The 24,797-nt window shown below is 66.0% G+C and carries 29 protein-coding genes; 8 read left to right on the forward strand and 21 right to left on the reverse strand.

The window, feature by feature from the left end:
- The first annotated feature begins 17 nt into the window (after positions 1-17).
- Positions 18-836: a TrmB family transcriptional regulator gene (locus BLU18_RS08495; protein WP_092633981.1), complete on the forward strand. Its 819-nt coding sequence runs from the start codon at positions 18-20 to the stop codon at positions 834-836.
- On the opposite strand, the gene mptA is transcribed toward BLU18_RS08495, so the two are convergent.
- The 4 genes from mptA to BLU18_RS08515 form a co-directional block, all read right to left on the reverse strand.
- Positions 837-1,763 carry a GTP cyclohydrolase MptA gene (gene mptA, locus BLU18_RS08500; RefSeq protein ID WP_092633983.1) on the reverse strand — a complete coding sequence of 309 codons (927 nt, stop codon included), beginning with the start codon at positions 1,761-1,763 and terminating at the stop codon, positions 837-839. It abuts the gene before it with no gap.
- Between the two features lie 42 nt (positions 1,764-1,805).
- On the reverse strand, positions 1,806-2,216 hold the full coding sequence (locus BLU18_RS08505) for a DUF7124 domain-containing protein (RefSeq protein ID WP_092633985.1): 411 nt from the start codon (positions 2,214-2,216) through the stop codon (positions 1,806-1,808).
- A 42-nt stretch (positions 2,217-2,258) separates the two neighbouring features.
- A complete protein-coding gene (locus BLU18_RS08510; protein WP_092633987.1) occupies positions 2,259-2,471 on the reverse strand; it encodes a DUF7979 domain-containing protein in 213 nt (70 codons plus the stop codon).
- A gap of 86 nt (positions 2,472-2,557) precedes the next feature.
- On the reverse strand, positions 2,558-3,796 hold the full coding sequence (locus BLU18_RS08515; RefSeq protein ID WP_092633989.1) for an NAD(P)/FAD-dependent oxidoreductase: 1,239 nt from the start codon (positions 3,794-3,796) through the stop codon (positions 2,558-2,560).
- Between the two features lie 152 nt (positions 3,797-3,948).
- Here BLU18_RS08515 and BLU18_RS08520 point away from each other — a divergent pair, with 152 nt between their 5' ends.
- A complete protein-coding gene (locus tag BLU18_RS08520; RefSeq protein ID WP_092633991.1) occupies positions 3,949-4,524 on the forward strand; it encodes a DUF6149 family protein in 576 nt (191 codons plus the stop codon).
- Here the strand turns inward: BLU18_RS08520 and BLU18_RS08525 are convergent.
- Both BLU18_RS08525 and gatD read right to left on the reverse strand, forming a co-directional pair.
- Positions 4,521-5,828 carry an NAD(P)/FAD-dependent oxidoreductase gene (locus tag BLU18_RS08525; RefSeq protein WP_092633993.1) on the reverse strand — a complete coding sequence of 436 codons (1,308 nt, stop codon included), beginning with the start codon at positions 5,826-5,828 and terminating at the stop codon, positions 4,521-4,523. The two genes, BLU18_RS08520 and BLU18_RS08525, sit on opposite strands and share 4 nt — an antisense overlap.
- A 46-nt stretch (positions 5,829-5,874) precedes the next feature.
- Positions 5,875-7,122 (reverse strand): Glu-tRNA(Gln) amidotransferase subunit GatD, encoded by a 1,248-nt coding sequence (gene gatD / locus BLU18_RS08530; protein ID WP_092633995.1) that lies wholly within the window; start codon positions 7,120-7,122, stop codon positions 5,875-5,877.
- Between the two features lie 82 nt (positions 7,123-7,204).
- Here gatD and BLU18_RS08535 point away from each other — a divergent pair, with 82 nt between their 5' ends.
- Complete coding sequence (locus BLU18_RS08535; RefSeq protein ID WP_092633997.1) at positions 7,205-7,633, forward strand: hypothetical protein; 429 nt, start codon at positions 7,205-7,207, stop codon at positions 7,631-7,633.
- Here BLU18_RS08535 and BLU18_RS08540 read toward each other — a convergent pair whose 3' ends face one another.
- Positions 7,634-8,287 carry an ArsR/SmtB family transcription factor gene (locus BLU18_RS08540; protein WP_092633999.1) on the reverse strand — a complete coding sequence of 218 codons (654 nt, stop codon included), beginning with the start codon at positions 8,285-8,287 and terminating at the stop codon, positions 7,634-7,636.
- Positions 8,288-8,392: 105 nt separating this feature from the next.
- On the opposite strand from BLU18_RS08540, the gene BLU18_RS08545 reads away from it, so the two are divergent.
- Positions 8,393-8,809: a universal stress protein gene (locus tag BLU18_RS08545; protein ID WP_092634001.1), complete on the forward strand. Its 417-nt coding sequence runs from the start codon at positions 8,393-8,395 to the stop codon at positions 8,807-8,809.
- Positions 8,810-8,883: 74 nt separating this feature from the next.
- Positions 8,884-9,525, forward strand: a complete 642-nt coding sequence (locus BLU18_RS08550; RefSeq protein WP_092634003.1) for a nitroreductase family protein — start codon at positions 8,884-8,886, stop codon at positions 9,523-9,525.
- Here the strand turns inward: BLU18_RS08550 and BLU18_RS08555 are convergent.
- Positions 9,522-10,697 carry a KaiC domain-containing protein gene (locus BLU18_RS08555; RefSeq protein ID WP_092634005.1) on the reverse strand — a complete coding sequence of 392 codons (1,176 nt, stop codon included), beginning with the start codon at positions 10,695-10,697 and terminating at the stop codon, positions 9,522-9,524. The two genes, BLU18_RS08550 and BLU18_RS08555, sit on opposite strands and share 4 nt — an antisense overlap.
- 127 nt (positions 10,698-10,824) lie before the next feature.
- Here BLU18_RS08555 and BLU18_RS08560 point away from each other — a divergent pair, with 127 nt between their 5' ends.
- A complete protein-coding gene (locus BLU18_RS08560; RefSeq protein ID WP_092634007.1) occupies positions 10,825-11,646 on the forward strand; it encodes an NAD(+)/NADH kinase in 822 nt (273 codons plus the stop codon).
- A gap of 24 nt (positions 11,647-11,670) precedes the next feature.
- Here BLU18_RS08560 and carB read toward each other — a convergent pair whose 3' ends face one another.
- The 12 genes from carB to BLU18_RS08620 all read right to left on the reverse strand — a co-directional run bounded on the left by carB (position 11,671) and on the right by BLU18_RS08620 (position 22,396).
- Positions 11,671-14,907: a carbamoyl-phosphate synthase large subunit gene (gene carB / locus BLU18_RS08565; RefSeq protein ID WP_092634009.1), complete on the reverse strand. Its 3,237-nt coding sequence runs from the start codon at positions 14,905-14,907 to the stop codon at positions 11,671-11,673.
- A gap of 122 nt (positions 14,908-15,029) precedes the next feature.
- Positions 15,030-15,242, reverse strand: a complete 213-nt coding sequence (locus BLU18_RS08570; RefSeq protein ID WP_092634011.1) for a hypothetical protein — start codon at positions 15,240-15,242, stop codon at positions 15,030-15,032.
- Between the two features lie 123 nt (positions 15,243-15,365).
- Positions 15,366-15,902 (reverse strand): DUF5815 family protein, encoded by a 537-nt coding sequence (locus BLU18_RS08575; RefSeq protein WP_092634013.1) that lies wholly within the window; start codon positions 15,900-15,902, stop codon positions 15,366-15,368.
- A gap of 43 nt (positions 15,903-15,945) precedes the next feature.
- Complete coding sequence (locus BLU18_RS08580; protein WP_092634015.1) at positions 15,946-16,197, reverse strand: DUF8006 family protein; 252 nt, start codon at positions 16,195-16,197, stop codon at positions 15,946-15,948.
- A gap of 57 nt (positions 16,198-16,254) precedes the next feature.
- Positions 16,255-16,473, reverse strand: coding sequence for a DUF7996 family protein (locus BLU18_RS08585; protein WP_092634017.1), 219 nt, complete (start codon positions 16,471-16,473; stop codon positions 16,255-16,257).
- A 62-nt stretch (positions 16,474-16,535) separates the two neighbouring features.
- Positions 16,536-16,997 carry a type IV pilin domain-containing protein gene (locus BLU18_RS08590; RefSeq protein WP_092634019.1) on the reverse strand — a complete coding sequence of 154 codons (462 nt, stop codon included), beginning with the start codon at positions 16,995-16,997 and terminating at the stop codon, positions 16,536-16,538.
- A 186-nt stretch (positions 16,998-17,183) separates the two neighbouring features.
- The gene (locus tag BLU18_RS08595) at positions 17,184-17,645 is read right to left on the reverse strand and encodes a type IV pilin domain-containing protein (protein ID WP_092634021.1); all 462 of its coding nucleotides are present in this window, start codon (positions 17,643-17,645) and stop codon (positions 17,184-17,186) included.
- Between the two features lie 190 nt (positions 17,646-17,835).
- Complete coding sequence (locus tag BLU18_RS08600; protein ID WP_092634024.1) at positions 17,836-19,659, reverse strand: FAD-binding protein; 1,824 nt, start codon at positions 19,657-19,659, stop codon at positions 17,836-17,838.
- A gap of 2 nt (positions 19,660-19,661) precedes the next feature.
- Positions 19,662-20,531 carry a succinate dehydrogenase/fumarate reductase iron-sulfur subunit gene (locus tag BLU18_RS08605; RefSeq protein ID WP_092634026.1) on the reverse strand — a complete coding sequence of 290 codons (870 nt, stop codon included), beginning with the start codon at positions 20,529-20,531 and terminating at the stop codon, positions 19,662-19,664.
- Complete coding sequence (locus BLU18_RS08610) at positions 20,528-20,908, reverse strand: succinate dehydrogenase/fumarate reductase transmembrane subunit (RefSeq protein ID WP_092634028.1); 381 nt, start codon at positions 20,906-20,908, stop codon at positions 20,528-20,530. The genes BLU18_RS08605 and BLU18_RS08610 overlap by 4 nt, the downstream gene beginning before the upstream one ends.
- Positions 20,908-21,336, reverse strand: a complete 429-nt coding sequence (gene sdhC / locus BLU18_RS08615) for a succinate dehydrogenase, cytochrome b556 subunit (protein ID WP_092634030.1) — start codon at positions 21,334-21,336, stop codon at positions 20,908-20,910. Before sdhC ends, BLU18_RS08610 begins: the two co-directional genes overlap by 1 nt.
- Before the next feature lie 58 nt (positions 21,337-21,394).
- Positions 21,395-22,396, reverse strand: coding sequence for a succinylglutamate desuccinylase/aspartoacylase family protein (locus tag BLU18_RS08620; protein ID WP_092634033.1), 1,002 nt, complete (start codon positions 22,394-22,396; stop codon positions 21,395-21,397).
- Between the two features lie 85 nt (positions 22,397-22,481).
- Between BLU18_RS08620 and BLU18_RS08625 the strand changes: the two genes are divergently transcribed.
- Together BLU18_RS08625 and BLU18_RS08630 are read left to right on the forward strand one after the other, a co-directional pair.
- The gene (locus BLU18_RS08625) at positions 22,482-23,147 is read left to right on the forward strand and encodes a DUF1405 domain-containing protein (protein WP_092634035.1); all 666 of its coding nucleotides are present in this window, start codon (positions 22,482-22,484) and stop codon (positions 23,145-23,147) included.
- A complete protein-coding gene (locus tag BLU18_RS08630) occupies positions 23,144-23,725 on the forward strand; it encodes a DNA-3-methyladenine glycosylase family protein (protein ID WP_092634038.1) in 582 nt (193 codons plus the stop codon). Before BLU18_RS08625 ends, BLU18_RS08630 begins: the two co-directional genes overlap by 4 nt.
- Positions 23,726-23,727: 2 nt before the next feature.
- On the opposite strand, the gene BLU18_RS08635 is transcribed toward BLU18_RS08630, so the two are convergent.
- Positions 23,728-24,792 (reverse strand): CNNM domain-containing protein, encoded by a 1,065-nt coding sequence (locus tag BLU18_RS08635; protein ID WP_092634040.1) that lies wholly within the window; start codon positions 24,790-24,792, stop codon positions 23,728-23,730.
- Between the last annotated feature and the right edge of the window lie 5 nt (positions 24,793-24,797).

Raw genomic sequence — 24,797 nt, forward strand, 5'->3', positions numbered from 1 at the left:
GGTCTCTTCCCGCTCGTATGGCATCACTTCGCGACCTCGGGCTGTCGGAATACGAATCCCGGACGTATCAAGCACTTCTCGACGAGGCTCCGGCAACCGCCAAGGAGTTGTCGACGTCGAGCGAGGTGCCGATGGGCCGTATCTACGACGTGCTCAACGGACTGGAGGGCAACGGCCTCGTGCGGAGTCAGGCCGCGAGTCGCCCCAAGAAGTACATCGCGGTCGAACCCGATACGGCACTCGACCGCCTCGTAGAGGCACGAAAGCGGGAGCTCGACCAGCAGGCCGAGCGCTACGAGGCGGTCGCCGCGGACCTGGTCGACGACCTCGACGCCGCCAACCCCGTCGACGGCCAGTTCTGGACCGCGGCGGTCGGGCCGGAGGAGACGATCGACCTGTTGCTGGAACGCCTCTCGGCCGCCGACGAGGAGATTCATCACGCCGCCGGCATCCCCTCGCCACAGGTCGATCTCAGCGACGTTGGCCTGCGCGTCCTCGAAGCCTTCGAGGCGGCGCTGGACCGCGGCGTGACCGTGTCGGCGCTTGTCGACGACGAACTCGTTGACACCGTCTCCGACGACCTGCGGATGGCCTACGCCACGCGACTCGGTGACCACGAGAACTACGCGAGTCGACGCTCCGCTGCCATCGACGGGACGTTCATCCTCATCGACGGGGAAGAGGTGTGTATCGAGGTACCGAATCCGCTCGACTCCGGCGAGGCCTTCGCGATGATCGACTTCAAGGACGCCGCGTTCGCCGACGACGTGCACACCGTCTTCGAGGAACAGTGGGAAGACTCGGAGCCGCTGGATTTCCGGGCCGCGCCCCGGTAGTTACTGGCCGACTTCTTCGCGGAGAGCGTCGAGCGTGAGTTCGCGTTCGGCGTGGGCGTTGTGCTGGTGGATGGACTCGTCGTTCGACTGCTTCATGTGAATCACCGCGTCTCCGGGCAGGTGGTCGAACTCCTCCACGGCGGACTCGGCGAGCGAGCGCACGCAGTCCTCGACGAACTTGGCGTTCGCGTGGGCGTGGTAGGTCATGTGGTCCTCGTCGGGCCGCTTCGCGAGGTTGTAGATGCGGGCACTCATCGCGTCGCGAGCGACGTCGATAATGTCCCGGAGGTCAACGTCGGGCGACCCATCGCTCGTGATGGTGAGGGTGGCGTGGCCGCGCTGAGAGTGGCCGGGTTGGGGCACTTCGTCTAGGAACGCCTCGGTCGTCTCCTCGTCGACGCCGAGACTGCTGAGCGTTTCGCGGGCGCGCGCCTCGGACATGCCCTGCGAACAGGGGCAGACGGTCATGCCGGTGACCTGGGCACCGATTTCCTCGCGAGTGCCGTCCTCGGTGGCGACGGCGCCGGCGATGATGGTCGCCGTGTTCTGCGTGTCGAGGTCGGATGCGGGCGTCTTCTCGCGAGTGACGTAGTCGGCTTCCATCCGAACCTCCGCGGTGGAGGTGTAGTCGTGTTTCTCGAGGAGGCGCTCGGCAACGTCGCCGCACACCTCCTCCACCCGGTAGGACGGTTCGGAGACGGCGCGTTCGAGCGTCTCGTCGATAACCTGCATGTTGCGACTCATGTCGATGCCCTTCCGACCGCTCGGCAGGTCGACGAACACTTCGAACTCCGCCATCAGAACGATTGGGCGTTTCCCGTTTCGGTCGATTTTGACGAGTTTCTCGACGCCGGTCACCCCGACTTGGCTGAGTCCGACCGTCACGTCGGGCTGGCTTGCCTGCACGTCGGGCAGCTGGTGGCTCATCGACTATCGGCAAGGACCCGTCGCGATTAGGACTTTCGGTCGCTACGGCCAGTCGTCGCGCGTCTCTGCCTCGAAGGGGTCTTCGGCGTCCTCCGTTTCGCCGAGGTCCCACTCCGCGAACTCCGCGGCCTCCTCGATGGAGAGGTACTCCCAGTCGTGTGCCTCCGCAGTCGCCCGGTCTTCCTCCGTCGTCCCGATGAAGACGTGGCGGTCCGTTTCGAACTGCTCGGCGACGCCGTCGAGGCTCTCCTCGACGCCCCGCGGGCCGGAGAAGAAGTCCTGTCGCAGGCGTCGCTTCCGGGTGAAGTTCGTGACGACGTAGGTCGGCTCGTCGCTCAAGACGCCCACGTACTCCGTCCACTTCCGGGCGTCGTCGAACACCGCGTTCGGGTCGGCGAGTTCCTTCAGCGCCTCGAACTCGAACGCGAGGGTCATCGTCCCGCTGCTGTCCATAGCGGGTCTATCGCGAGGCCAGACAAAACGGCTTCGGTCCGCCTACTCGATGCGGTAGTACTCCGTGAATACGACGACATCGCCCTCCGACAACCCCGGAAGCGTCGTCGGGTCACGCGGCGATGCACCCTCCGTGACGTTGACGAGGTACTCCTGCGTGCGCTCGTCGAGTTCGTCGAAGTGCCGTACTCGACCGCTCCTCGGCACGACTACGGACTGGTTCACGTCGAAGTCGGTGTCGACGGCTCGGGCCATGTCATAAACATTGTGATTAATCGTGATAAATATTTTGCCGGGGTGCGAACTATCGGCGAATCGTCGAAAAACGGAGACGACGGGCGTTACTGCTCTTGGGACTGCGCGAGGTCGTCGAGGTCGACGGACTGCTGAAGGAGCGCTTCCTTCTGGTCGGCGACGACGCGCCCTTCGCGCATCAACTGCTTGTACGCGCTCTGGGGCGAGAGGTCGCCGATGAGCACGCCGCCGACGATTTTGCCGTCCTTGAACGCCAGTCGGCGCCACTCGGTGTCGGAGTACTTGCGTTCGCACTCGTCGTCGCCGATGGTCGGGTGGCCGAAGGAGAGGAAGGGGAAGTCGAAGTGAGTGATGGAGTACGAGGAGACGAAGCGGAACTCCTCGGATTCGGGTTCGAGCATGTTCTTCGCGGCGATAGTGCCCTGCGCCTTGGCGCTGTCCCACGAACCGTTCTGGGCGCGTTCGCCGAGGATGGTGTCGTGATACCGGGTGATGTCGCCCGCGGCGAAGATGTCGTCGGCGCTCGTCCGCATGTACTCGTCGACGAAGATACCGCCGTCGCGTTCGATGCCCGTCCCCTGCAGAATCTCCGTGTTGAAGTTGAGGCCGATGGCGATGCCGACGAAGTCGCCGTCGTAGCGGTCGCCGTTGGGGTCGATGGCCGCCGTGACGTGGCCGTCGTCGTCCGTCTCGAAGTGGTCGACGCCGCTCTGGAAGACGGGTTCGACGCCGCGTTCGCGCATCGCGTCGTGGAGAATCTCCGCGCCCTCCGTCGAGAGCGCGTAGCGCCACCAGGAATCACCGCGCATCAGGTAGTGAGCCTCTACGTCCTGCGCACCGCAGATGGCCGCGAGGTCGATACCCAGCAGGCCCGCACCGACGATGATGCCCGTGTCCGCGTCCTCGGCGTGATTTCGGATGGAGCGGGCGTCCTGGAACGTCCAGAAGTGGTGGATGCCCTCGGCGTCGCTGTTCTCGACCGGCAGCTGCGTGGGCGTCCCGCCCGTCGCGACGAGGAGCTTGTCGTACTCGATGATTTCGTCCTCGTGGGTCTTGATTCGGTGCCCGTCAGGGTCGATGTTCGTGACCAGCGTGTTGAGCTGCAGGTCGATGTCGCGCTCCTCGTACCACTCCGGCTCGTGGATGGAGATGGGCATCTCCGGGAGCTTGCCCTTCGCGAACTCCTTGATGAGAATGCGGTTGTAGAGTGCCTCGCCTTCGTCCGTGATGACTGTGATGTCGGCGTCCGGCGCCTCCTCGCGGAGCGTCTCTGCGGCGGAACTCCCCGCGATGCCGTCGCCGATGATAACATACGACTGAGTCATATATGCCGAAGTTTCGGGGGACAGGTTAATGTCGATTGTTATCTGCGAAATTCGCCGCAATCGTCGATACCGGGGTTCGACTACCGTTGATTCCGTGGGAGAGTGTGTGATGGAACGGTGGCTTGAAGGCCGAACGAGTCGAACAACCGACAATGAAACTTCGTCAGAACGTTCGCCACTTCGCCGCCAAACAGGCGCTCACGATGCCAGTCGTCGGCGAGATGGTCCGTGACCGCCTCGTCGACCTGCACGTCGACGTCTTCGGGTCGAAAGCCGCCGAGGGCCACCGCGAGGAACGCGAACCCCGACTGGAGGCCTTCTTCGACCGGACGTTCGACACCTACGTCGACGCCCTCGACGCCGGCTTCACCGAGGCCAAAGCCCGCGAAATCACGCACATCCAGGCGAATTTCGATTTCTACAACCACGGCTGGACCGAGATGATGGAGTTCCCTGCCGACGAACTCGACGCCCACTACGACCGCTACCGCGAGTTCTTCGAGCGCCACGGCATCACCATCGCCGACCCCCTCGGCGAGTACGGCGGTGACGTCCCCGACGCCCCCTCGACGCCCGAACGACTCGACGACCCGGTCCACCCCCACGCCGAGGGCGGCTTCGCCGACGACGTCTACGTCGAAGACGACGACGGGAACCTCGTCGTCGGCGGGACGGACGAACCCGACGACGTGGACGTGACGGCCGCACCCGGCGTCGACGAGGACTAGTCCGCGAGCAGGTCCGCACACTCGAAGCCCGCGACGACGCCGCCGTTGAGGCTCCGTTCCGGGTACTGCGCCCGACTCGCCATCCCCGCGTAGTAGACGCCCTCACCGACTTCTTCGCGCAGGTCGTACGGAATCACCATGTCGAGATAGCCGCGTTCGTACACCGGTGCCGCCCGCGGGTTGCGCGCCACGCGGAACTCCCGGACGCTCGCCCGGTCGAACGACGGGAACATCTCCTCGATGTGCCCAAGCCACGTCGTCTCCAACTCCGCGTCGTCCATCTGCCACACCGCCTCCGACTCGTCTTGGACGTAGCTCGCGATGTAGAGCAGGTGGTCGCCGCCGTAGCGGGCGGGCGAGACGAAGTTCGTGTGTTCGATGAGCGCCCCGAAGGGGGCGTCGTGGGCCACGTTGAGCCAGTACGTCTCCGTCAGGGGTTCGTCCATCGTCACCGTGGCACAGACCGCGCCTTGGAAGTCGATGTCGCAGGTGTACCCCGTCAGCGATTCGAGGACGTTCGGCATCGTCGCGACGACGACACCCTCGGTCGGGTGGGTTTCCGTCCCCGCTTCGGTCTGGACAGTGAGCGAGTCGACGCCGTCCGGCCCGACCGTCAGGTCCGTCGCGCGCGCACCGGTCACGATGTTCTCCCGGCCCACCGCGTCCACGAGGGCGTCGATGAGGACGGCAAAGCCGCCCTCGAAGTAGCCCAGAATTTCGCCGCGGCGGAGGTCACGCTCCCCGCGGAACTTGATTCGTCCGAGGAGCCACGCGGCGCTCACGTCGTCCTTTCGGTCCCCGAACTTCGCGTCGAGCAGGGGTTCGAAGAAGTTCTCGTAGACGCCGCGGGTGGTGTGTTCGAGGAGGAACTGCTTGATGGGAACGTCCTCGAAATCGGTCAGGTCGTCGTAGGTGTCGAACTTCGGCCACCCGCCGCGCACGTCGATTTCGAGGGTCAACAGCCCCAGTCGGAACGTGTCGTAGAGGCTCAGACCCGGGTAGGCGGCTATCTGTGGCAGGGTGTCGAGGGGGTGGACCACGCCGTCGACGTAGTAGGCGTTCTTGCCGACCAGCCACTCGACGCGGTCACCGAGTCCGAGGTCCTCGGCCAACTCGACGATGGTCTCCTCGGATTTCGAGAGGTGGTGGTAGAACTTCTCGATGTCGTCGCCGGCAGTCTCGTACGTCGCGGCTAAGCCGCCGAGGTCGTCGCTCGCCTCCACCACCGTCACCTCGTGGCCGTGTGATTGGAGGCGGTACGCGGCCGCCAGTCCGGCGATGCCGCCGCCGACGACGTGAATCATACTCTCTCTCGTCCCAGCGGGGGTAAGTGGATTGTGGATTGCGGACTCAGAGCCACGGGGTCGACCGCGTCTGCAACTCGCCGGCGACCGACTCCTCCATCGCCGCCGCGGGGTCGTCGCGGTTCGCCAGCACCCACATCAGCTTCGCCGTCGCCGTCTCGGGCAGGGTGTCGCCCGCCTCGACGACGCCGGCGTCCAGCAGGTCCCGGCCCGTGTCGTACACGCGGTCACAGACGCGGCCTTCGAGACACTGACTCGTCATGGCGACGACGGTGCCCGCGTCGGTCAGCGACTCGATGCGGTCGATCCAGTCCGTCGCGACGTGGCCCAGTCCCGTCCCCTCGATGACGACGCCCGCCGCGTCGTCGAGGTGGTCCAGAGCTGCGGGGTTCATCCCCGGCGTGAACTTCACGAGTTCGACGCTCGTCTCCAGGTCCGGCGCGAGCGACAGGTCGGTGTCGCCGCGCTCGGGGCCGTCGCGTCGGAACGACACCGTCTCGGAGTCGTAGTCGACGCGACCGATTGGCTCCGCGCCGACCGTCTCGAAGGCGTCGCGACGCGAGGTGTGGTTCTTCCGGACGCGGGTGCCGCGGTGGAGCGCGCAGGCGTCGTCGCTCGGCGACTCGTGCATGCACACCAGCACCTCGGCGCGGTCGCTCTTCGCCGCCTCGACGGCACAGACCGCGTTCATCACGTTGTCGCTGGAGGGGCGGTCCGCCGACCGCTGACTCCCCGTGAAGACGATGGGCACCGGCGTATCGAGCATGAACGCGAGCGCCGACGCCGTGTACTGCATCGTGTCCGTCCCGTGCATGACGACGACGCCGTCCGCGCCGGCCTCGATTTCCTCGTGGACCGCCTTGGCGAGGTCCTGCCACACGTCGGGCGTCATGTTCTCGGAGAGGATATTGGCGACGACGCGCCCGCGGTAGTTGGCCCGGCCCGCGAGGTCCGGCACCGCGCGGAGGACGTCCTCCGCGTCGAACTGCGCGGTCACCGCGCCGGTCCGGTAGTCGACCGTCGAGGCGATGGTGCCGCCGGTCGAGATGAGCGAGATAGTCGGCAGGTCGTCATCGAATTCGATGGTCGACTCGTCGCCGTCGCCGGCCCCCGCGCTCTCGACGTCGTACACGTCGCGTTCGAGCACTTCGACCGCGGCGTCGTCGCGGGCGATGCCCACGTTGTAGCCACCGGGCAACTTCACGACGAGGTTGTCCGCTGTCGTCGACGGCATGAGGACGCCCTCGTTCTCGACGTCCCCGCGTTCGACGCGGACGCGATCCCCTGGGTTCATACGCCGAGGTATCGTCCGGGCGGACTTGAATCCACTCGTTGCGCGCCGCAAGCCACTTCTCGCTCCGTCCCCGAGGCGAGGTATGCGCCTTGCAGGCGACGACGACGCCGACGGTGCCTCGACCAGTCGATTCGCACTCGGCCCTCGCCTGCGACGGCTCTTTTCCCCTCGCGTGTTCTTCCTCGCCCTCTGTCTCTCGGTCGTCGGCGTCGTCGCCGGCGGCGCCATTCCGATTGTGGGCATCCTCGGACGCTTCCTCGGCATCGCCCTCGCGGGCTTCGTCCTCGCCTTCCTCGCTTCGGGTCGGCGGTACGCCGAAGCGGCCGCTGGCGGCGCCGTCGCTGCCGGGTTCGGGTTCGTCCTCGGGTCGCTCGGCGCGGTGACGCTCCCCGTCGTCGCCGACTACGGGGTCCAGATTGCGGGGGTCGGCATCACGACCGGCCTCGTCGCGGCGCTCGTCGGGCATTACCTCGGCCGTGACTTGCGGGACGGCCTGACGCGCGACCTCTGATCAGGCGAGCTGCCACTCGTCGCCGCGCTGGCCGACCAGTCCGCGGTCGGCGAGGGTGTTGAGCGCGCCCCGAACCGCGTCCGTGGGCGCGTCGACGGCCTCCACGATATCCGCCGTCGTCTTCGACCCCGTGGCCACCGCCGCCAACACCTCCGCGTGGAAGCGACTGTCCGCGTCGACGCCCAGATGGTCGTTCAACCGGTCGAGCACCTCGGTAACCCGACCGTACACCCACCGCTGGGCGAGCGAGAGTTCGTCTTCGAGCGCCTGTAACTGGTCGAACGCCTGCGCGAGTTCTTCCACGTCGTCGTCCGCCTCGCCCGGCGCGTCGAGCGAGACGTGCCGACACTGGCCGTTCATATCGAGCGTCGAACTCGCGGGATACGCGCTCTTGGCGCCGAAACCGTACGGCGAGACGCTCACTTCGAGTCGGAGATTGCGCGAGATGTGGAAGTACTTCCGGCGCTGGTCGTCCGTGTGACTCTCGACGAGTCCCGCCTCTTCGAGTTTCCGGAGGTGGTCGATAACCGCCTTCGGACTCACGCCGAGATACTCGCTAATCTCGGTGACGTAACAGGGTTTGCGCGCTAAGAGCCGCAGAATCCGCCGGCGGTTCTCGTTGCCGAGTAAATCGAGTAGTACCGCCGAGTCCATGACGTAAGGTAAGCGTCGCGAAGTGATAAGGGCTACGCGTGCGGCCGGGTGACACGTGGCGGGTTCGGTCCTACGTTTTTGTGCTCGTCCCGTGTACGGTGTGGTATGACATCACACGTCCTCGTTCCGTTCGACGGCAGCACGCAGTCCGAGGCCGCCCTGCAGTTCGCCGTCGACGAGTGGCCGGGCGCCGACCACACGCTGTTGTACGTCGTCGACCCGATTACCGCCGGGTTCGGCGAGCGAACACTCCCCGGGAGCTCCGAAGCGTGGTTCGAACGCGCCCGCGAGACGGCCCAGGCGCAGTTCGACGAGGCGACGGAACTCACCGGGCGGCCCTTCGACACCCGAATCGAGGTCGGGAGCCCCGCCCGCGTCATCGTCGACGTCGCCGCCGAGGACCCATTCGACCACGTCGCCCTCGGGAGTCACGGGCGCGAGGGCGTGTCGCGCGTCCTCCTCGGGAGCGTCGCCGAAACCGTCGTCCGGCGGTCGCCCGTCCCCGTCACCGTCGTTCGGTAATCGGTACCGGGTGCCACCCGGCGAGTTCGGCCGACTTCCGCCGATTCTTGTCCGTGCAGACCCTTGTACCGATAATGGAGTTCGACGACGTCATTCAGACCCGGCGCTCCGTCCACCAGTATTCGGACGCCGACATCGACGACGAAACGCTGTACGACATCTTCGAGGACGTCCGCCAGACGCCCTCCTCGTTCAACCTGCAACCGTGGGAGTTCCTCGTCGTCCGCGGGGACGACCTCGCCGACCTCCAGTCGGTCGCCTACGGACAGGAACACGTCACCGACGCCGCGGCGGCGGTGGTCGTCCTCGGCACCCTCGACCCGAGCGACCACGCCGACCGCGTCACCTCGGACCTCCTCGAGAAGGGCTACCTCCCCTCGGAGGACGCCGCCGACGCCCGCCTCGACACCGTCGACGGCCTCGCGGACGCCGACAGTGAGACGCGGCGCCTCTGGACCTCCCAGAGCAGCAGTCTCGCCGCCATGACACTCATGCACGCCGCGTGGGACCGCGGCATCGCCTCCTGTCCCATGGGTGGCTTCGATGCCGATGCCCTCCACGAGACGTTCGACATCGGCGACGACTACGAAGCGGTGATGCTCGTCACCCTCGGCTACCCCGAGGACGAGGCCGCCGACATCGAACGCCCCCGGAAGTTCCGGCGGTCCACCGACGAAATCGTCCACCTCGACGAGTTCGACCCGGCCGCTCGCTAGAAGATGTTCGCCTGCCGGTAGACGCTCAGCCCCGTGTCCGTGATTTCGTAGGGCTTCGTCTCCCGGGAGTGGTTCGCGTCCCGAATTTTCTGGATTTCCACGGCCAGTCGCGTCTCCTGAAAGTCGGAGGCGCGCACGTACTGCAGGATGAACACCGCGTCGGCCAGATACTCGATGATGCCGTACCGGGAGTTGTACGGGTTGTCGCTGTCGGCCTCGCTGGTGACGAGTGTCGTCACGCCCGCGTCCTTGAGCGCCTTCGAGAACTCGTACACCTCACTCCGGCGGTCCGACGAGCGGTCATACATCATTTCCAAGAGCGACACCGAGTCGAGGACGAGGCGGTCGGCGTCGAACTCCTCGATGAGGTCCGGGAGTTCGCTCCGGATGCTCGAGAGGCTATTCGCCATCTCGATGGGGTCGAGGTGGACGACGGCGAGGCGGCCCTCGTCGGCGTACTCCCTGAACGGCCAGCCCTTCTCGGCCGCCGTGTCGTAGATGCGCTCCGTCGTCTCTTCGAGCGTGAGGTAGATGCCGCGGTTCCCGTTCGACAGCGCCTCGTTCAGGAACTGGAGGCCGAACGTGGTCTTCCCCGTCCCCGCCGACCCGATGATGGAGATGAGCGACCGCGCCGGCACGCCGCCGAGAATCATGTTGTCGAGGCCCTCGATGCCGAGATCGAGGCGGTCTATCGCGGAGTCGAAATCGGCGTCGTCGTCCGCGAACGGTTCGTTACTGCCGATGTCGGGCGGCCCCCCACCGGGCGGTCCGCCACCCGGCGGTCCCGCCTGCCCGCCGCCGCCGAAGGGGTTCCCACCCGTCTCCCCCCCGATGTCGGGGGCGTTCTCGAACGCGCTGGCGAAGTCTTGGTCGAACGGGGAGTCGTCACCGGCGTCACCCGGCGACGGCCCGCCCGAGTCGGACCCGAGGTCGGCGAACCCACCGAGGTCCTCGACGTCCGGCGCGTCCGGTTCTTCCACCGCTTCGTCGTCTCCGGGCTCGATGTCTTCCGTCTCGCTTTCCGCCGTTTCGTCGCTCTCAGTTTCGCCATCCTCGCTCTCCATCTCGTCGTCTCCCGACTCGGACACGTCTGGTTCCGTCGTCTCCGCCGTCTCCTCGTCGTCGCTCTCGCGGAGCGCTCGTTCGAACCAGTCCTCGTCGTCTTCACTCATCCTATCTCTCCGTCTCGCGACGGACGTGCGCCGACACGCCCTCGCGATGCCATTTGGCACTCACGCGCGAGTGGCATGAATGTTGTCCGTCCGGTGGGCTTTTTTTCTCCCGCGGCGAGGCCGGAGTATGCACGTCGGTCTCGTCGCGCAGCGAGGGAACAGTCGGGCCACGTTTCTCGCGTCCGAGTTGCGACGACGGCTCCGAGCCGAAGACGTCTCCGTCTCCATCGATACCACCACCGCCGAGGCGCTTGGCCTGGAAGGCACGCCCGTCGAATCCTTCGACGCCTGCGACCTCATCGTCAGCATCGGCGGCGACGGCACCTTCCTGTACGCCGCCCGCGACGCCGCCGGCACGCCCATCCTCGGCGTCAACCTCGGCGAAGTCGGCTTCCTCAACGCCGTCGGCCCCGAGAAGGCGGTCGACGTCGTCCTGCAAGAGGTAGACGCCTTTCGCGCCGACGAGATGCCCGTCCGCGAGACGCCACGCTTGGCCGCCTCGGGTGACGGCTGGACCGCGCCACCGACCACCAACGAAGTCGTCGTGCAGGGGCCGATTCGAGGGCCGAGCGGCGGTGTCGACATCGAGGTCCGCGTCGACGACTCGACGTACTCGGCCAGTCGCGCCGACGGTGTCCTCGTTGCCACCCCGACCGGCAGCACAGCCTACAACCTCAGCGAATCGGGGCCGCTCGTCCACCCGGGCGTCGACGCCCTCGTCATCAACGAGATGTGCGCCGACGGCGGGATGCCGCCCCTCGTCGTCGGCCCGGACAGCGACATCACGGTCCATCTCTCCGGCACCGACCAGGCCATCGTCGTCGGCGACGGTCGGGTCCTCCGCGAACTCGACCCGCCGACGGCGGTGCAGGTCGGCCGCGCCGACTCGCCGATGCGGGTCGCTGGCCCCACGTCCGACTTCTTCGAAGCGCTCGGAAAACTAGAGTAGCGGCGTGAACGCCGCCTCAGTCGCTTACTCGCCGCCCCACTGCTTCTGAATCTTCGGCCGGTCCGAAGTTGCCTGCACGTCGATGGGGTCGTCGTAGTGACGCAGGCCCTCGAGCACCGCTTGGGCCGACGCCTCCGTCGAGAAGTACGTCACGTCTTCCTCGACGGCGACTTCCAGCGCGTCGCGGTTCCGCGAGACGATGATGTCGACTTCCCCTGCGCGAATCGCGGCGGCCAGGTCGTCGAACTCGCGCACGTCGAAGAACTCGCCGAAGTCGTCGACGAGTGCCTGTCCCGCCTCGCTGTCGGGGTCGGGGAACTCCGCCGCCGAGAGGTCGACGACGGCCGTCCCCTCGTTCGGGATGGCCTTACCCGTCGCGGACTGGGCCTTCTCGTAGGCCTTGCCGAAGTGTTCGGCGGTGCCCATCACTTCGCCCGTCGACTTCATCTCCGGGCCGAGGCGCGGGTCGCTACCGGGCAGGCGGTCGAAGGGCAGGACGACTTCCTTGACGCTCACCTTCTCCGGAATCTGCTCCTGCGCATCGAGTTCGTCGAGCGAGTGCCCCGCCATCACCTTCGCCGCGAGTTTGGCGATGGGGACGCCCGTCGCCTTCGAGACGAAGGGAACCGTCCGCGAGGAGCGTGGGTTGGCTTCGAGGACGTACACCGTGCCGTCCTGAACCGCCAACTGGACGTTCATGAGGCCCACAGTGTCGAGTTCGCGCGCGATTTCCAGCGTCACTTCGCGCACGCGGTCCATCACGTCGAGCACTTCGTCGGCCTGCGGCGGAATCATACACGCCGAGTCGCCGGAGTGGACGCCGGCGCTCTCGACGTGTTCCATCACGCCGCCGATGAGGACGTCCTCGCCGTCGGCGACGGCGTCCACGTCGAGTTCCACCGCGTCCTCAAGGAAGTCGTCGATGAGGATGGGCTTGTCCGGCGAGACGCGAACCGCCTCCTCGATGTACTCTTTCAGCTCCGCGTCGTCGTAGACCACGTCCATCGCGCGGCCACCGAGGACGTACGAGGGACGGACGAGGACGGGGTAGCCGATGTCGTTGGCGAGTTCGAGCGCCTCGGACTCGCTCGTCGCCGACCCGCCTTCCGGCTGAGCGATGCCGCGGTCGTCCATCAGGCGGTTGAAGCGGTCGCGGTCCTCCGCGAGGTCCATCGCGTCGACGCTCGTGCCGAGAATCTCACAGTCGAGGCCGCGACGCTCCAGTTCCGCCTCCAGCGGGTGACCGATGTTGACCGAGGTCTGGCCACCGAACTGTACCATCACGCCGTCGGCGTCGGACGCTTCGACCACGTCCGCCACCTCCTCGGCGGTGATGGGTTCGAAGAACAGGCCGTCGGAGGTGTCGTAGTCCGTCGACACCGTCTCGGGGTTGTTGTTGACGACGTGCGCGTCGATGCCCTCCTCGCGGAGCGCCTGAATCGCGTGGACCGAGCAGTAGTCGAACTCGACGCCCTGCCCGATGCGGATGGGCCCGCCGCCGACGACGACGACGCTCTCCACGTCGCGGTCGACGCGGAGTTCGCCCGCCGCCGCTTCGCCCTCGAACGGGCCGGTGACGTACTCGGGCTTGCGCGAGGAGTAGTAATACGGCGTCTGGGCCGCGAACTCGCCCGCGCAGGTGTCGACCTGCTTGTACGTGCGGCCGGGGACTGCCGACTCGACGGTTCCCACGTCGGCACCGGCCGTCGACGCGATTTCCGTATTGGTGACGCCCTTGACCGCGGCTTCGGTGAAGTCGCCGTTCGCGGCGTCGGCAACCGCCTCGGAGACACGCGAGAAGCGTTCGACATACCACTCCTTGATGCCGGTCAGGTCGACCACGTCGTCGACGGTGTAGCCGCGGTCGAACGCCTCGAAGATTGCGTAGGGACGGTCAGGTGTCGGCCGTGCCAGATACTCTGCTTCGAGCGTCTCGTCGTCGACGGTCGACATGTCGACTGCGGGGTCGTACTCCGTCGAGCGGAGCGCCTTCAACAGCGACTCCTCGAAGGTGCGGCCGATGGACATCGCCTCGCCCGTCGATTTCATCGCCGTCCCGAGCGTGAAGTCCACGTCACCGAACTTGTCTATCGGCCACCGCGGAATCTTCGTGACGACGTAGTCGATTGCCGGCTCGAACGCCGCCGTCGTCTCGCCCGTGATTTCGTTCTCGATTTCGTGGAGGCGCTTGCCGAGCGCCACCTTCGCCGTGACGCGGGCGATGGGGTAGCCCGTCGCCTTCGACGCCAGCGCCGAGGAACGGGAGACGCGGGGGTTCACCTCGACGACGCGGTACTCGCCGCCGGGGGTGCCGTCGTCGTGCCACGCGAACTGGATGTTACAGCCACCCTGAATGCCGAGTTCGCGAATCACTTCGAGCGCGGCGTCGCGCATCTCCTGGTGGCCGTCGTCGGGAATCACCTGCGACGGCGTGACGACCATCGACTCGCCCGTGTGGATGCCCATCGGGTCGAGGTTCTCCATGTTGCAGATGATGATGGTCGAGTCGTCGGCGTCGCGCATCACTTCGTACTCCAGTTCGACCCAGCCGGCGATGGACTCGGTGATGAGCACCTCGCTGTTGCGCGAGAGACGGAGGCCCTTCCGGACGCGTTCGATGAGCTCGTCCATCTCGTCGACGACGCCCGACCCGGAGCCACCGAGCGTGTACGTCGTCCGGGCGATGACGGGCAGGCCGCCGACTTCGTCGACGGCGGCTTCGACGCGTTCGCGAAGCGCCGCCTCGTCGAGTTCGCTCACCTCTTCGCCCTCGTCAAGCGAGATAGTGACCGAACCGGGGACTGGCTGACCGATCTTCTCCATGCGCTGACGGAAGAGGTCGCGGTCCTCCGTCGCGTAGATAGTGTCCAGCGGCGTCCCCATGATTTCCACGTCGTGTTCCTCAAGGACGCCTTCTTCGGCGAGTTCGGCGGTGACGTTCAGTCCCGTCTGACCGCCGAGTCCGGCGATGACGCCGTCTGGCTGTTCCTGCCGGATGATCTCCGCAATGGCCTCGGTCGTGATGGGTTCGATGTACACCCGGTCGGCCATGTCCGGGTCGGTCATGATGGTCGCGGGGTTCGAGTTGACGAGGACGACTCGCGCCCCCTCCTCCTGCAGGGCTCGGCAGGCCTGCGCGCCGGAGTAGTCGAACTCGGCGGCCTGCCCGATCTGAATCGGGCCGCTCCCGATCAACAGTATCGTCCGATCCTCGGAGTCGGTGGCGGAACCTCCGTCCGCCACGGTGGCCTCGTCAGTCATCGTCGAATCGGAGTTCGCACATCGTAATAAGCCCCACGAAAGGGTACGAGATGCGAAGCGAAATTACGGATTTCGAAGCGACAATCGGTGCCACGGGGCCCTGTCACACGGTGTAGGCAGCATCAGTTGTTCAGTCGATAGCGGTAGGGACTGCCCTGTAACACTTCCACGTCACCCTCGTCGGCCCAGCGGCCGAGAATCGTCGCGACCCGGTGGGCGCTCTCGAACTCCGCGCGCTCTTCGACGAGCGTCAGAATCTCCTTCGCTGTCAACGGCTCATCGGCCTCGGAGAGCACGCCCCGGAGTTGCTCGTATTCCCTCGATTGGGGGCGCATACGTCACACAACGGCCGGGAACGCCTTAGTGTTCAGTGAGACGACCGTCCGACGACTGTCAGACGGTTGGCGGCGTTCGACGACGACCTTTCATACAATCGCACGACGCCGCCCGAACAGCCGTTACGCGTTGCCGTACACGTCGTCGGCCTCGAGGTCTCGCTCCGCGCGGTACTGGTCGACGAACGACGAGACGTCGAACTCGACCATCTGCTGTTCGAACTCCTGAATCGTCGCGTCGTCCTCTGCGTGGCTGACGGCGTGTTCCATCAGTTCGATGACGAGCTCGACGACGACTTCGTGGAGGCGGCGCGAATCGAACGTCGTCACCCACAGGAGCGCGTAGCCAACGTCGCCCTCGTCGCTCAGGTCTTCGACGGCAACGTGCTCCGGGAACTCCTCCAAGACGACGCCCAGCAAGTGTGGCGTGTCGAACTCCGGCATCTCTTCGCTGCTCGTCTCGACGGTCTCTCGCAGGAGGTCGACCAGAAATTCGGGGAGGAACCGCTCCGGCGGGTGGACGTCCATCACGACGGCGTGGGCGTCGCCACAGGTACACTCGAACTCCCGCATCCCCAAGTCGAGGTCGGTGGCACGGACGGTCTCTCCGCAGGGGAGGTCGACCGTCACCGTCTCGCCGGGGACGTCCGGTTTCGTCATATCGCTGGTTGTACCCTCGGTCGGTTAAACGTCGCGCTCCGCGTCAGCGTCCGGCCGTCACCCACAGCACCGGCCCCACGACCAGGAAGACGATGCCGAGGAACAGGTAGTGTATCGGCGCGAGCGACTGCGGCGTCATGATGAACACCAGTCCGAACAGCGTCACGTTGGCGGCGATGATCCGCCGAGATTTCAACGGGAGCGCCCCGACCGTCGCGAGGACGAACACCAGCAACAGCGCCTGCCCGACGTTGTAGTTGAGCAGGAAACTGTCGATAACCTGTAGCGGGAGCATTCCTAGACACAAGTCGCCCGGAATCGGGCATTAAAGTTCCGCTTACCGACCGCCCCCTCAGCGCCCACTCGGCCCGGTGATGTCGAGCGGTCGAATCCAGCCGTACCACAGCAGTATCACCATCGTCCCGTACCCCACGACGAAGATTGCCGACCCGAGGGCACCGTATCCGCGTTCGGCGAGCAGTCCGCGGGCCAGTCCCGACCCGCCGATACCCACGACGAGGAGCAACAGGATGAGGGCCGTATCCCGGGTCAGAAACGCATCGGCGTCCATACCCGGCCTACGGACTCACCGCTACTCAATGGCTCGGTTCGCGAAAAACCTCGACAGCGCGGTTACTGCGGCGCCGTCGAGCGAGCGATGGTGTTGGTGCTGCCGCCGCTGGGGTTCGTCCAGATGACGCGGATGGTCTCGCCGGAGTTGACGCCTGCCCACTCCGAGGAGCCACCAGATTGGATGGTATCTGACGGCCAGTTCCCGTTCGCGACGCCGTTTGTCGTTCCGACACTACCGCTCGTGTTACTGCCCTCGACATCGATAGTGCTCGCTTCGAGCGTTTCACCGCCTTCGTGGGTCACGGTGACGTTGTCGCCAGACTCACCGTTGAACGTACTCCCGTTCGCGGAGAAATCGAAACTGAAGCTCGCCTGCGGTGCGTTCTCGCTCACTTGGTCGCCCAGTCCGAGGACGAAGGTGCCGATTACAGCGGCGAGAATGACGGTGATAGCCACCATCAGAATCACGCCGATGACCGGGCTTACTGCGCGGTCTTCTGTCAGTAGTTCTTTGAAATTCATGGTGTCTTGAGACGACGGAGCCAGGCGAGGAACTCCCGCTCGGACACGCGTCGACTTACTAATCCGATAGAGACGGGTGTCACTAATAAATTCGGCTAGCTACGTATCACGAGCGATAGACAGGCTCGCATGGCAGTCGCTCGCGGGTTTAGCGTTCGAAAAAATATCCGAAAGTCGCCGGCGCGATTACTGCGGTGCGGTCGCGCGGGCGATGGTGTTGGTGCTGCCGCCAGCTGGGTTCGTCCAGATGACGCGGATGGTCTCGCCGGCGTTGACGCCTTCGTAGTCAGTCGAGTCACCGGAGGAGATGGTGGTAGGCCACGAGCCACCTTGCAGGCCGCTATCGCCACCGACACCTACCGATGAATTACTGCCTTCGACGTTGATAGTGCTGGATTCGAGCGTCTCACCGCCCTCGTGAGTCACGGTGACGTTGTCACCGGCCTCACCGTTGAATCCGTTACCTCCTGATGATGAGAAGTCGAAGCTAAAGCTCGCCTGCGGTGCACTTTCGCTCACCTGATCGCCCAGACCGAGGACGAAGGTGCCGATCACGGCCGCGAGAATGACGGTGATAGCCACCATCAGAATCACGCCGATGACCGGGCTTACTGCGCGGTCTTCTGTGAGTAGTTCTTTGAAATCCATGGTTGTATGGACACGCCGTGTCGGAGCCGGGGGGAACGATGCTCCCGCGCGGACACGCGTCGGCGTGCTTGCATATTGAAATGAGGCACTGACTGATAAATCAACTGGATAAATATCAAGTAGGAGAATCTGCCTGCCGGAGCGAGCGGCACTCACCGCCGACGCGGTGAGACCGGCCGCGCTCGCCCCGTCAGTAACTCCGCTCTTTCGGCTCGTACGTCTTCTTCTCGCCTTCGAGCACCACGGGTTTGTACCACAGGTCGGGCGACCCGTCGTTCCACGACACCATCGTGTGTTTGAGCCACTCGTCGTCCTTGCGCTCTTGGTGTTCCTTCCGCCAGTGGGCGCCGCGGAACTCCTCGCGTGCGAGCGCGCCGAGAGTAATCATCTCCGCGATGTCGAGCAGGTTCCGCGTCTCGATGGTCTGGATCAGGTCCGTGTTGTACGTGCTCGACGGGTCCTCGACGGCCACCTCGCGGTAGCGCTCGCGAGCGGCGCTGATGTCGGCTAATGCGTCCTGCAGCGCCGATTCCTCGCGGAAGACGTTGACGTTCTCGGTCATCGTGTGCTGGACGGCCGACCGAATCTCCGAGTGGTGGAGCCCATCGTCGCGTTCGAGCAGGCGGTCGACGCGTTCGCGTTCGCGTTCGAGCGTTCGCTCCACGACGGCCGTCGCCGTCGTCGCGCCGCCGTCCGCGACGGCCTCGTCGGTCCACGGTTCGCCCAGTTCGACCGGCGAATCCACATCGCCCGGCTCCGCGTCGTCCGTCCGACCCACCGAAATTTCAGGCTCGTCGGTGTCGCCGCCGGCGGCGCGCGTGCCAGTTCGCTTCCCGAACACCGTGAGCTCGGGGAGAGCGTTGCCCCCGAGGCGGTTCGCACCGTGGACGCTCGCACACGCACACTCGCCGACGGCGTAGAGGCCGTCGACGCAGGTCTGGCCGTACTCGTCGGTTTCGATGCCGCCCATCGCGTAGTGTTGGCCGGGCTTGACCGGCATCGGCTCTTCGAGGCCGTCGACGCCCTCGAAGTCCTCGGCGAGGTGGAGGATGTTCTCCAACCGGTCGACGATGCGCTCCTCGCCCAGATGCCGCATATCGAGGTGGACGTACTCGTCCTCGATGCCACGGCCCGCGTTGATTTCGGTCAATTCGGCGCGCGAGACCACGTCACGCGAGGCGAGTTCGCCCGCGTTGTTCGCGTACCCGCGTTCGAACATGAAGCGCTCACCCTCGTCGTTGTAGAGGATGCCACCCTCGCCGCGGACCCCCTCGGAGATGAGGACGCCCGTCGACGGGAGTGTGGTCGGGTGGAACTGAATCATCTCCATGTCCTCGACGGGGACGCCCGCGCGGTAGGCCATCGCGATGCCGTCGCCCGTGTTCGCGACGGCGTTGGTCGTGTGGTCGTACACCTGCCCCAACCCGCCCGTGGCGAGGATGACCCCGTCGCGCGCGGTGAACGCTTCTATGTTCCCCGTCGCCGTCTCGTAGGCGACGACGCCGTGGCAGGTCCGGTCCGACGGGTCGTCCTCGTCCGAGACGGCGAGGTTCAGCACGTACCACTCGTCGAACACCTCGATGCCTCGTTTGACGACCTGTTCGTAGAGCGTGTGCAGGAGGTGATGGCCTGTCTCCGCGCCCGCGAACGTCGTCCGCGGGAAGGAGAGGCCACCGAAGGGTCGCTGTGAGACGCGGCCGTCGTCCTCGCGGGAGAACGCCATCCCCCAGTGTTCGAGTTGGATGGCCTCTTCCGGGCTCTCCTGACACAGCGCTTCCGCGGCGGGGGCGTCCGCGAGGTAGTCCGACCCCTTCATCGTGTCGTAGGCGTGGAGTTCCCAGTCGTCGCCCTCGCGGAGGGCAGCGTTGATGCCGCCTTCCGCGGCGCCCGTGTGGCTCCTGACGGGATGGAGCTTCGTGACCATCGCCACGTCTGCCCCCGCTTCCTGTGCCGCGATGGCCGCGCGCAGGCCCGCCCCGCCCGCGCCGACCACGATGACGTCGTATTCGTGCATAGTTACCAAAATTTCAGGTTGCTCTTGACTGCCTCACGCTTCAGCTCCTGGATGTGCTCGGTCAACGGGATGTCCTTCGGACACACCTCGGTACAGGAGAACTGCGTCTGACACCGCCAGACGCCGTGTTCCTGTTCGATGATTTCGAGGCGCTGCTGTTTCATGTCCTCGCCCTCGCGTTCGTCCATCGCGAACCGGTAGGCCTTGTTGATGGCCGCCGGGCCGAGATACTCGTTGTCGCCTGCCGCGATGTTGCACGAGGACATGCACGCGCCACACCAGATACACCGCGTCGATTTCTTGATTTTCTCGCGGTTCTCGCGGCTCTGTCGTTGCTCCTCTAACTCGCCCTCCGGTCGCTCCGACGTCTGGAAGTACGGCTCGACAGCTTCCATCTGGTCGTAGAAGTGCTCCATGTCGACGACGAGGTCCTTCACCACGTCGGCGTGGGGGAGTGGTTCGACCCGAACCGGTTGGTCGAGGTCCGAGAGTTGGGTCTGACACCCGAGCCGCTGTGACCCGTTGATGAAGAGGGCGTCCGAGCCACAGATGGCCTGCCGACACGAGTGTCGGAAGGTGAGGCTGGCGTCGAACTCGTCGCGCGCGTAGATGAGTGCGTCGAGGACGGTCATCCCCGTCTCGTAGGGAACGTGGAAGCTGTCGAAGCGTGGCTCCTGTTTGCCCTCGACTTCGGGGTCGTAGCGGAACACCTTCAGGTGGTAACGCTCCGCCTCGGCGGCGGCCCGTTCCTCGGCTTCGACGCGCTTTCGCTCTCGCCGCTCGGCGCTCTGGCGCGCCTCGTCGCGTTGCTCCTCCGACGTGGTTTCCGCGCTCTCCGTCTCGGTCTCTGGCTGTTGGCGTTGCGTGCTCATAGGATGGGAAGGAGGTCGATGCCGGCCCACGCGTTCGCGGTGCGGAACCCTTGCACGAGCAAGAGGAGGCTGGCGACGATGAGGGCGCCCTTGACGATTCGGCGCTTCGTCCCGGTCAGCCCGACGTTGATGAGCGCGTTGTAGACGCCGTTGACGCCGTGGAACGTCGCGGTCACCAGAAAGAGAATCATCAGCGAGTAGTAACTCCACGTCTCCATCCGCCCGGCGCTCATGGCGAAGGTCACTTCGTCGGCGTGGTGGACGAAGTGGAGGAGGAAGAAGTGGAAGGCGAGGACGACGACGAGGAAGGCGGCGGTGATGCGCTGCCAGAGCCACAGCCGACCGCCCGCCTCGAACGAGGAGTAGCGCTCCGCCATCAGAGCGACACCCCCGCGAGGAAGGTGGGGATGCTCGCGACGACGATGGCACCCGTCAGAATCAGGGAGGCGTAGAAGCTCTTGTCCTGCGCTTCGAGGCCGATTCCGAGGTCGACCAAGAGGAGTCGCGTCCCGTTCAGCATGTGGAAGACTGCCACCGCCAGCAGTCCGACTTCGAGGATTCGGACCACGAACAGACCCTCCAGCGTCCGGATGGTCTGCGTGTAGAGGTCCTGATTCGCCGCGACCGTCGCGGGGTCGGCGCTGGCCGACGTGAGCGCCGTACTCAGGACGGCGATGTGGGTGAAGAGATACCCGATCAGCACCCAGCCGGTGAACTTGTGGAAGATCCAGGCCCACATTCCGGCCGAGAACTCCCGCCATCGACCGAAGTCCTCGATGAGGCCCCGATCATAGGACTGACTCATGCTCGTCCGGGAGTCCGGACGCTGATAGTATAGAAGTTACGTACGTTTCGACCGACGATCATCGACCTGCCTGTCGGCGTGCGACGATGGCTGCCGTCTCGGCGTCGAGCTCCGCCACGTGACAGATGGGGTTGCCCGGATAGACCACGGGGTTTTCGAGGACGCCGATGAGGACGCCGGTAAAGGGCGCGTGGACCGGCGTCCCCTCCGCCTTGAACGGGTCGGTGATGGTGCAGACACGGTCGCCCTCGCGGACGAGGGCACCGCGGTCGTAATGCATGTCGACCATCCCGCCGGCATCGGCCCGGAGCCACGTCTTCTCTGTCACGACCGTCCGCCACCCCGGCCAGCGGACGCGGTCAGCGTCGCGCAGGCCGTACTCCGCGAACACGCTCTCGACGCCGTCGAGGGCGTCGTCGATGAGTCCGCGTTCGAACCGGTGGGCCTGCCCCATCTCGACGGTCACCGTCGGCACGCCCGCCCGCGTCGCCTCGCCGCGGAGCGTCCCGTCGCTCCCCGCGCCGTCGATGACGACGCTCGCGCCGAAGGCGTGGGCCAGCCGAGAGACTGCGTTGTCGTCCGTGTCCGCCCGGACGTGGAGCATGTTCGTCCGCCCGCGCGTCGACGTGTGGAAGTCGAGGCCGAAGTCGCAGGGCTCGATGAAGTTCCTGAAGATGGCGTCGGCCATCCGCTTCGCACTCGTCGAGTCGGGGTCCCCCGGAAACGACCGGTTGAGGTCGCGGTCGTAGATGGGGAGGTAGCGCTGCTGGGTGAGAAAGCCCGGCACGTTCAACACCGGCAGGCAGACGATGGTCCCCGCGAGGTCGTCGAGGTCCCACTCGAAGGCCACCTCGCGGACCACTTCGATGCCGTTGAGTTCGTCGCCGTGGGCCGCCGCCGACAGGAACACCGTCGGCCCCGGTCGCTCGCCGTTGACGATAGTCACCGGAATCCGCACCGGGTCGCCGAGATACGTCTCGCTGACCGCGTAGCGCAGGTTCTGTCGCTCGCCGGGGGCGACCTTCCCGCCGTTGTATGTGAAGGCCGCGTCCGCGTCCATGCCCACCCATCCGCGAGGCTGGGACTTAAATGACCGACCCGCCGACGCGACAGGTTTTACCCCCGACCGACCCAGTGAGTGACCGATGAGTTCGTTCGACGGCGGTCGCTACCTGGAGTACTACCTCGGTCACGCCCCGAGTCTCTCGACGCTCCTCGTCGCCAACGGCCTCGCCTTCCTCGTCGGCGTGAGCTTCTACGTCCACGCCGACCCCTCGCTCGCCGACCTACCCTCCCTCCTCTATCCGCTCTTCGGCGACTCGCCGACGGCGCTCGCACTCGTCACGCTCTCGCTCGCGACGTTGCTGCCGACGCTCGGGACGCCCGTCAGCGACGCCCCCGCGAACGTCCCGCTGGCCTATCTCCACACGTTCGCGTTCGTCTGGCTAATCAAATACGGTCTCTGGACCGTCGTCGCACTCAACCTCCATCCCGAACTGTACGTGGGATTCAGCGGCGCCGCGCTCTGGGACTACTGGGGCATCATGCTCACGCACGCGCTCTTCGTCGTCGAGGCGTTCGCCATCCCCTACTACGGCCGGACGACCGGCCGCGCACTCGTCGTCGCCCTCGCGGCGCTTCTCGTCAACGACGCCTTCGACTACGGCCTCGGCTACTACCCGCCGCTCCGCTACGAACCGGGACTGCCGCTACTCCTCGCGACGGTCCTGCTCTCGGTCGGTGCCGTCGTCCTCGCGCACCGCCACTTCGACCGACTGGGTGGCGACGCTTCACGGGGGGCCGAGCGATGACCGACGCCGACCCGCACGATATCCTCCGCACCGACCCCGTGATGGCCGGACTCGTCGACACGCACGGCCCGCTGACGGTCCAGCCCGCCGACGACGAGTTCCGCCGCCTCGTCGTCAGCATCGTCAACCAGCAACTATCGACGGCGAGCGCGTCGGCCATCCGCGAGCGACTCTTCGACCACCTCGGCGACGTGACGCCCGCCGCGATACTGGACGCCGACACCGAGGCGCTCCGTGAGACGGGGCTCTCCGGCACCAAAGTCGAGTACCTCCGCAACGCCGCCCGCGCCTTCGAGGAGCGTGACCTCACCCGCGCGGGCCTCGCCGACCACCCCGACGACGCCGTCGTCGACGAACTCACTCGGATTCGCGGCGTCGGGGAATGGACCGCCGAGATGTACCTCCTGTTCGTCCTCGGGCGCGAGGACGTCCTCCCACTCGGTGACCTCGCGATTCGCCGAGGGCTGGAGGACCTGTACGGCTGTGACTCCCGCGAGGAGATGCGCGAGGTGGCGGCGGCGTGGCGCCCCTACCGCTCCTACGGCACGCGCTACGTGTGGGCGCACTACGAGAGCTGATTTCAGCTGCTGTCGCCGTACGCTCGGTCGAGCGGGTCTTCGAGCTCGCCCATCACCGCCTCCAGCGCGTCCGTCGCCGTCAGGAGACCGACCACCTCGCCGTCTTCGAGCACCAACGCGAGTTCCTGCTCTTGGGTCTGGAACTGGTCGAACGCGTCGCTGACGTTCGTCGTCGCGGCGAGCGTCATCGGTGGCGCGGCGATATCCTCGAACGTCCGTTCGCCCCGCTCTAGCGCCTCCAGATGCGTCAGCACCGAGGGCGTGTAGACCACGCCCCGGAAGTCCGCGAGCGTCTCCCCGACCAGCGGGAACCGGACGTGCGGCGTCGCCCGCATCGTCGCGAGGTTCTCCTCGACCGACGCCGTCGTCGACACCGCCACGATGTCCTCGGGGGGCGTCACGATGTCCGAGACGGGCGTTTCGTCGACGGCGAGGGCGTTGAGCACCTCCTCTCGGCGCTCGTCGGCGAGGTCACCCTCGTCGAGGAGCGAGCCGAGTCGGTTGCGGAGGTCCGCCCGCGACTCGATGACCTGCTCTTCGGTTTCGAGCCATGCGCCCGTCATCTCGATTCCGAACAGCTTGAGCGTCCCCTTCGCCACGCTGTCGCCGACTCGCATGATGGGCGAGATGAGTTTCGCGAACCAGTAGAGCGGGCGCGCCCCGTAGCGACAGACGAACTTCGAGCGCTCGACGCCGAGATACGTCGGCGTCTGCTCCCCGTGGGTGAGGTGGACGAGGTTGATAATCGCGAACGCGACGATTGCGCCCGCGCCCACCGACGCCAGCGCCGTCCCGGCGACGTAGGGTTCGACCAGCGCCGCGAGCGCCGGTTCGGCGACGATACCGACCGCGATGCTGGAGGCGGTGATGCCCACCTGACAGCTCGTCAGGTAGATTTCGAGGTCCTGTGTCATCTCCCACGCGCGTTCGAGCGCGGGCGTGTCGAACTCCGATTCGGGGTACTGGCGGACCCGCGTGAGCGCGAACTCGATGGCGACGAAGAAGCCGTTGGTGAGTATCAGGAGGAGACCGGCGATTAACCGAAGGCCGACCTCGAGCGGTGTCATGTCGT

Origin of the sequence: Haloplanus vescus, assembly GCF_900107665.1 — an archaeon.
Lineage (GTDB): Archaea > Halobacteriota > Halobacteria > Halobacteriales > Haloferacaceae > Haloplanus > Haloplanus vescus.